General features: G+C 63.3%; 5 protein-coding genes and 1 pseudogene. 2 read left to right on the top strand and 4 right to left on the bottom strand.

What is annotated here, in order from left to right; genetic code table 11:
• From Q0S16_RS25705 to fabA, 3 genes and pseudogenes are all read right to left on the bottom strand, one after another.
• Window positions 1–286 (bottom strand): annotated as a pseudogene (locus Q0S16_RS25705) (bifunctional NADH-specific enoyl-ACP reductase/trans-2-enoyl-CoA reductase); the annotation flags it as partial.
• Window positions 287–369: 83 nt separating this feature from the next.
• The gene (gene fabB, locus Q0S16_RS25710) at window positions 370–1,596 is read right to left on the bottom strand and encodes a beta-ketoacyl-ACP synthase I (protein ID WP_295855198.1); all 1,227 of its coding nucleotides are present in this window, start codon (window positions 1,594–1,596) and stop codon (window positions 370–372) included.
• Window positions 1,597–1,675: 79 nt separating this feature from the next.
• Window positions 1,676–2,212: a 3-hydroxyacyl-[acyl-carrier-protein] dehydratase FabA gene (gene fabA, locus Q0S16_RS25715; RefSeq protein ID WP_295855206.1), complete on the bottom strand. Its 537-nt coding sequence runs from the start codon at window positions 2,210–2,212 to the stop codon at window positions 1,676–1,678.
• Between the two features lie 320 nt (window positions 2,213–2,532).
• Between fabA and irrA the strand changes: the two genes are divergently transcribed.
• Window positions 2,533–3,024: an iron response transcriptional regulator IrrA gene (gene irrA, locus Q0S16_RS25720; protein WP_295855210.1), complete on the top strand. Its 492-nt coding sequence runs from the start codon at window positions 2,533–2,535 to the stop codon at window positions 3,022–3,024.
• Window positions 3,025–3,198: 174 nt separating this feature from the next.
• Here the strand turns inward: irrA and Q0S16_RS25725 are convergent, their stop codons facing one another.
• Window positions 3,199–3,735 carry an SH3 domain-containing protein gene (locus Q0S16_RS25725; RefSeq protein ID WP_295855201.1) on the bottom strand — a complete coding sequence of 179 codons (537 nt, stop codon included), beginning with the start codon at window positions 3,733–3,735 and terminating at the stop codon, window positions 3,199–3,201.
• A gap of 213 nt (window positions 3,736–3,948) precedes the next feature.
• Between Q0S16_RS25725 and Q0S16_RS25730 the strand changes: the two genes are divergently transcribed.
• Window positions 3,949–4,527, top strand: a 579-nt coding sequence (locus tag Q0S16_RS25730; RefSeq protein WP_295855203.1) for an NAD(P)-dependent oxidoreductase, incomplete at its 3' end; no start/stop codon positions are given.

The following is a 4,527-nucleotide window of genomic DNA, read 5'->3' on the forward strand; positions in this document are numbered from 1 at the left end:
TCTCAAAGGCGCGGTTGTTGTACCAGCCGGCGCTGCCCGTTCTGGTCGCTGTAGGTTCGCGCTCCAGCGACACACCGATGGTGTCCGCGCCCCCGGCGAAGGTCGCAACAATGCGGCTCGCGAGGCCATAACCCGTCGAACACCCCAGCACGGCGACGCGCTTGGGGCACTCCGGAACGGGTCCCTGGCGGAGAACATAAGCGATCTGTTCGCGGACATTCGTGGCACAGCCGACAGGATGTGCCGTCGTGCAGATAAAGCCTCGCACGCGCGGTTCGATAATCATGCCCACCCCATTTCGGATTGTTGCAATGTCCTCATTCGCTGCCTGCCGACCTCCCGCTGCAAGCGAGGAGGCGCAGAAGCGAACTACGCATCCATCCGCTTGAACACCAGCGTCGCGTTGGTGCCGCCGAAGCCGAACGAGTTCGACAGCACGGTGCCGAGCTTGGCGTTATCGATGCGCTTGCGCACGATCGGCATGTCGGCAAACACCGGATCGAGCTCGGTGATGTTGCCGCTCTCGCAGATGAAGCCGTTCTGCATCATCAGCAGCGAATAGATCGCCTCCTGCACGCCGGTGGCGCCGAGCGAATGGCCGGTCAGCGCCTTGGTCGCCGAGATCGGCGGGCAGGCGTCACCGACGCCGAACACCTTGCGGATCGCCTGCATTTCCGGCGGATCGCCGGCCGGCGTCGAGGTGGCGTGCGGATTGATGTAGTCGATCTTGATGCCGCCGGTGGTGGCCAGCGCCATCTTCATGCAGCGCTCGGCGCCCTCGCCGGAGGGGGCGACCATGTCGTAGCCGTCCGAGGTGGCGCCATAGCCGATGATCTCGCCATAGATTTTGGCGCCGCGCGCCTTGGCGTGCTCGTATTCTTCCAGAACCACGACGCCGGCGCCGCCGGCGATCACAAAGCCGTCGCGGCTGACGTCATAAGGCCGCGAGGCGGTCGACGGGGTATCGTTGTATTTCGACGACATCGCGCCCATCGCGTCGAACAGCACCGACAGCGACCAGTCGAGTTCCTCGCAGCCGCCGGCGAACACGATGTCCTGCTTGCCCCACTGGATCATCTCATAGCCATTGCCGATGCAATGATTGGAGGTGGCGCAGGCCGAGGAGATCGAATAGTTGACGCCCTTGATCTTGAACCAGGTGGCGAGCGTGGCGGAGGCGGTCGACGACATCGCCTTCGGCACCGCGAACGGGCCGACGCGCTTCGGACCCTTGGTGCGGGTGATATCGGCGGCTTCGACGATGGTGCGCGCGGAAGGTCCGCCCGACCCCATGATGATACCGGTACGCTCATTCGAGATATCGGATTCCTCGAGTCCGGAATCCAGGATCGCCTGATCCATCGCGACGTGGTTCCACGCCGCGCCCTCGCCGAGGAAGCGCATCGCGCGGCGATCAATCATTTCCGACGCATTCAGCGTCGGCGCACCCTGCACCTGCGAGCGGAAACCGAGCTCCGCGTATTTGTCGGCGCGCGTGATGCCCGACTTCGCCTCATGGAGGCTCGCAAGCACTTCCTGAGTGTTGTTTCCGATAGATGAGACAATGCCCATCCCCGTGATGACAACCCGCCTCATGATCGTCTCGCCCTCTAATAAAGTTGTTATGATTGACGGCCGTCATCGACGCGCCGCCGTTCGATTCGTCCGGGTTAGGTTATTTTCCCGGCTGCAATGCGGCGGCGGGCTCCTGCTTGAACAGGCCGACCTTCAGGTCCTTGGCGCGATAGATAATCTCGCCATCGGCGGAAAGCGAGCCGTCGGCGATACCCAACCACAATTTTGAACGCATCACGCGCTTGACGTCGATGGTGTACACGACCTTCTTGATGTTCGGCAGCACCTGGCCGGAGAATTTCAATTCGCCGAGGCCCAGCGCGCGGCCGGGACCGATACCGCCGGACCAGCCCAAAAAGAATCCGACCATTTGCCACATGGCATCGAGGCCGAGGCAGCCCGGCATCACCGGATCGCCCTTGAAATGGCAGCCGAAGAACCAGAGGTCCGGATTGACGTCGAGTTCGGCGCGCATCAGGCCCTTGCCATATTCGCCGCCATGGTCGTTGATCTCGGTGATGCGGTCGAACATCAGCATCGGCGGCAGCGGCAATTGCGCATTGCCCGGGCCAAACAGCTCGCCGCGACCGCAGCTCAGCAGGTCCTCATAATCGTAGCTGCCGCGTTTGTCCTGAATCATGCCTGGCTTTCCACGTCGTCATCATCGTCTTGAGGTGGCCCGCCGGAGCGGTGGGAGCACCTGGAATCGTTCAAAATCAGGCCATCATTTCGCCTGTTGGGGCGGTCTCTATCACACGCGTGTGAGCCGGCAAAGCGGCGCGGTGCCCCGGTTTGCCGGGATTTCGCCGGCTCGGCGTCGGAAACGGGTCGCCGCCAGCTAACCGCTGGGAGCATGGCTCCCAGTTGCGAAAACCTTGCATCTAGGCCTGTAACTTTCTATACTTCTTTCTCGTTCAGTGTTTTCTGAGCAGGAACGGCAGGGTAACTGACGTGGATATGATCGATAGCGTTGCGCAGACGAATGATGATGCCGCCACCGTTGCGGCCATCAACCATGGCCGCCAGCCGGCGCTGACCGGCTGCCCATGGCATGACGTCAACGAGATGTTGCAATCGGTCGGCCTGCGTCCGACCCGCCAGCGCATGGCGCTGGGCTGGCTGCTGTTCGGCAAGGGCGCGCGCCATCTGACCGCGGAAATGCTCTACGAGGAAGCCACCCTCGCCAAGGTCCCGGTATCGCTCGCCACCGTCTACAATACGCTGAACCAGCTCACCGAATCCGGCCTGCTGCGTCAGGTCAGCGTCGACGGCACCAAGACCTATTTCGATACCAACGTGACCGCGCATCACCATTATTACCTCGAGAACAACCACGAGCTGGTCGACATTCCCGATCCGCACATGGTGCTGCAGAAGATGCCGGACGTGCCCGAGGGCTACGAGATCAGCCGCATCGACATGGTCGTGCGGCTGCGCAAGAAGCGCTGAGCGCTTCCTTCCTTCTCCCCTTGTGGGAGAAGGTGGCGCGGACGAAGTCCGCGTCGGATGAGGAGTAGTCGCAGGGCTCTGGGTCCGTGGCACCCCTCCCCCGTCTCGACCGCTTCGCGGTCGATCCACGCTCTCCCACAAGGGGAGAGGGGAAACAGAATCAGCGTTCGCGGATCAATCCACCTTCTCGTCGGCGTAGACGCCCCACAGCCGCTGCTGCTCGATCCAGCCATCGAAGCCGGCGCCGATGACGCGGCACCAGCCGTCCTTGCAGCGCTTCACCTGCGCCACCACGCCAGCCTGCAGCCGCGCCGCCACCGGGCTCTTCGGATCGGCGCTGTCATAGATCGCGGCGAGATCGTCCTTGGTCTTCATCGTCACCACCGCGGTGCGGCGGCCGGACAATAGCGAGTGATAGACCCAGCCCTCGGCGCCCTCGGAATCGCGCACCCGGCGCCAGTTCTCATATTCGGCGGTGATCTCCACCGGCAACCCGCTCTTGGTGTAGACCCAGGCGACATCATTGTCCTTGGTCGGGCCGGCGCGGACATTGACGTGGTCGGACTTCAGGCTGACATAGCGCGGCACCGGCAGGCCGGAGGCGCCAAGCTGCACGTCCTTGGACGTATCCCGGGCGGCCAACCCGGGCTGCACCGATGCCAGCATCGCAGCCGCGCACCATGCCACCTCCAACACACGCCTGAACGCCATCCACCCAACCCCGACTAATCTACTCACGCCACTTCACGCCGCTGCCGGGGTTCTTGTTTTGGCTTGGCCTTCTGCTAGAGAGGACCAAAGGCCAATGGCGCCAAAAAGCGTCGGGGAACCCGGGGAAACGGTGCGATCGCACGATCGCCGCAGTTTTGATCAACCGGGTTAATACGGGCTGAACAGTTTCGCTAAAGCGCAAGTGAGCAGGACATGTCAGTCAAGAAAAAACCTCTGGTTGTCGTCACCCGCCGGCTGCCGGATTCGATCGAGACGCGGATGCGCGAATTGTTCGACGCCCGCATCAATCTCGATGACGCGCCGCTGTCGCCGGAGCAACTCGCGGAAGCCGTGCGCACCGCCGACGTGCTGGTGCCGACCGTCACCGACGAGATCACCAGGGAACTGCTCGAACAGCCCGACTGCAAACTGCGGCTGATCGCCAATTTCGGCAATGGCGTCGACAATATCGACGTGATCGCGGCGCATGCCCGCGGCATCACCGTCACCAACACGCCGAAAGTGCTGACCGAAGACACCGCCGACATGACCATGGGGCTGATCCTCGCGGTGCCGCGGCGGCTGATCGAGGGCGCCGCGATCCTCACCGACGGCAAGGACTGGCCGGGCTGGTCGCCGACCTGGATGCTGGGCCGAAGGCTCGGCGGCAAGCGGCTCGGCATCATCGGCATGGGCCGCATCGGCCAGGCGGTGGCGCGCCGCGCCCGCGCCTTCGGGCTGCAGATCCACTACCATAACCGCAAGCCGGTCGCCCCGATCATCGCCGAGGAA

The organism is Tardiphaga sp. (genome assembly GCF_025356345.1).
In the GTDB taxonomy this organism is placed as follows: domain Bacteria; phylum Pseudomonadota; class Alphaproteobacteria; order Rhizobiales; family Xanthobacteraceae; genus Tardiphaga.

Excerpts from the sequence above, each read along its gene's own strand:
- fabB (WP_295855198.1), bottom strand. The coding sequence starts at position 1,596 with ATGAGGCGGGTTGTCATCACGGGGATGGGCATTGTCTCATCTATCGGA.
- Q0S16_RS25725 (WP_295855201.1), bottom strand. The coding sequence starts at position 3,735 with ATGGCGTTCAGGCGTGTGTTGGAGGTGGCATGGTGCGCGGCTGCGATG.
- irrA (WP_295855210.1), top strand. The coding sequence starts at position 2,533 with ATGATCGATAGCGTTGCGCAGACGAATGATGATGCCGCCACCGTTGCG.